Annotated in this window: 1 protein-coding gene; it reads right to left on the bottom strand. The window is 57.6% G+C overall.

Annotated elements, in window-relative coordinates:
- Positions 1-86: 86 nt before the first annotated feature.
- The gene (gene ltrA, locus QWJ34_RS26915; RefSeq protein WP_302732222.1) at positions 87-1,382 is read right to left on the bottom strand and encodes a group II intron reverse transcriptase/maturase; all 1,296 of its coding nucleotides are present in this window, start codon (positions 1,380-1,382) and stop codon (positions 87-89) included.
- Between the last annotated feature and the right edge of the window lie 549 nt (positions 1,383-1,931).

Raw genomic sequence — 1,931 nt, 5'->3', positions numbered from 1 at the left:
TTTTTTTTCTGCCCCTCCTCATCAAACCGTACGTGAGGTTTTCCCTCATACGGCTTTCCGGTGTTCCTGACCCATCGGCATTCGAGTTACCTTAGCGTTTCCAAAGCGTGTACGTTCAAGATCCATCGGATCTCCTGCGTCACGCTTTTCCAGTTTCTTCGCTGCTTTTTCTTGGCGTACCACTTGGCGAATCGCTCCAGGATGTAAACATCCAGCTTTGCCATTCGGCGCTGGCTGTAGGCGGTTCGGTAATACGTCCGCCAACCTCGGATTTTCGGATTCAGAAAGCGAATATGCTCCTCCACGCTTGCCGCCCGCATGCTCGGCGGGGCCAGTCTTTCCTTGACCACGCTTCGGATTCGCTTCTCCGCTTTCCCCGTCAGCCACTGCTGCGTCGTGACATAGACCCGGCCTTTGGCCGTTTCCGCTTTCGTTTTCCGGTGGTGCATCCCCAGAAAGTCGAATCCGTCTTCGCCTGTCCACAATCCCACAAGCCGCGTTTTCTCCGGATGCAGTTTCAGTTCCAGACGTTCCAGAATCGTCTTCACCAGTCGGTGCGCCTGCACCGCCGCTTTCCGCGTTTTGCACACCACCACGAAGTCGTCCGCGTAGCGGATCAGTTCGCCGTAGTCCTGGCCGTGACGGCTCCACAGCACATCCAAATAATGAAGATAGACGTTCGCCAGCAGCGGCGAAATCACGCCGCCCTGCGGCGTGCCCAGATCGCTTCGGCGCACTTTGCCGTCTTCCATCACGCCGGCTTCCAGCCATTTGCGCAGCAGTTTTAGCATCTTCCGGTCGCTGATTCGCATCTGGAGCAGCTTCATGAGCTTCTCCGGTTGAATCGCGTCGAAGTAGCCCTGGATATCCGCGTCCACCACCCAGTTCCCTTTTCGGTTGCAGGCTTTGCGGACGACTTCCAGCGCCTGCTTCGCACTTTTGCCCGGTCGGAATCCGTACGAACCCGGCAGAAAATCCGCTTCGAAAATCGGTTCCAGTACCTGCTTGGCCGCCATCTGCACCACCCGGTCGCGTACGGCCGGGATGCCCAGCGGACGTGGCTTGCCGTCCGCTTTCGGAATGTAATGGCGGCGAACCGGTTTCGGCCGGTAGCTTCCGCTTTGCAGCTCCTGCTGAAGCTTGTAGAGGAACTCGTCCACTCCGGCTTCTTCGATCTGCTTGAGCGTTTCGCCGTCTACGCCCGGCGCTCCGCCATTGGCGCGTACGCTGCGCCAGGCTTCCTGCAGCACATCCATTCGGTACACCTTGTCATGCAGCGCATGAAATCGGCGCTTTGGGTTTCTCTTGGCCGCATGGGCGAGTTTCGTCCGGAGTTCTTGAACGTTTTCTTTGGGTGTCGTTAGCCGTTTTTCGGCATTCACGGTTCGTACCTCCTTGTCGAAACTTGAACAAAGCAGCGCCCCTTCCCTCGCGCCGGTTCTGTTGTCCGGTCGCTTCCTCGGTACTATGGGCGCCTCGGACTCCCTTCCCGCAGGCGCTTCCCTTCATCTTCTGGACTTATAGAGCGCCAGGTTACGAAAAAAAAATCGCCAAACGACTTTTTTTTTTTTTTTTCGTGCGGGGGAGGGTCTCCCCAGTTCACTTCCTTTTCTTTCCGACCCTGCCGTTCCCCTTACGCCGGAGGATTCTTCGTTGCCGCTCCAAGTTCCCTGCAACTTCCTTGGCCTTCGCCCAAAAGCACCAGGCTCGGCTTCCTCTTGTTCTCTTTCGAGACCACATTGACGACGCGGCAGGATTCACTTGATGTTGCGGCCTGGTCAGTTGCTCGCCCGGTCTCCGACCGGTACTTTCGTCGATGCGCTTCTACGCACAGATTTCGCCATACGCAGGCATCCTAGCTACGCGGGGGCTTGGCCCCTCCCGCGACCGGACTTTCACCGGCTAGAAAAAGAGTGCTTGGCTGGGCACGC

Source organism: Saccharibacillus sp. CPCC 101409 (assembly GCF_030518235.1).
Lineage (GTDB): Bacteria > Bacillota > Bacilli > Paenibacillales > Paenibacillaceae > Saccharibacillus.
Note: the sequence above shows the minus strand (reverse complement) of the source record. Positions and strands in the feature narration are given on the sequence as shown.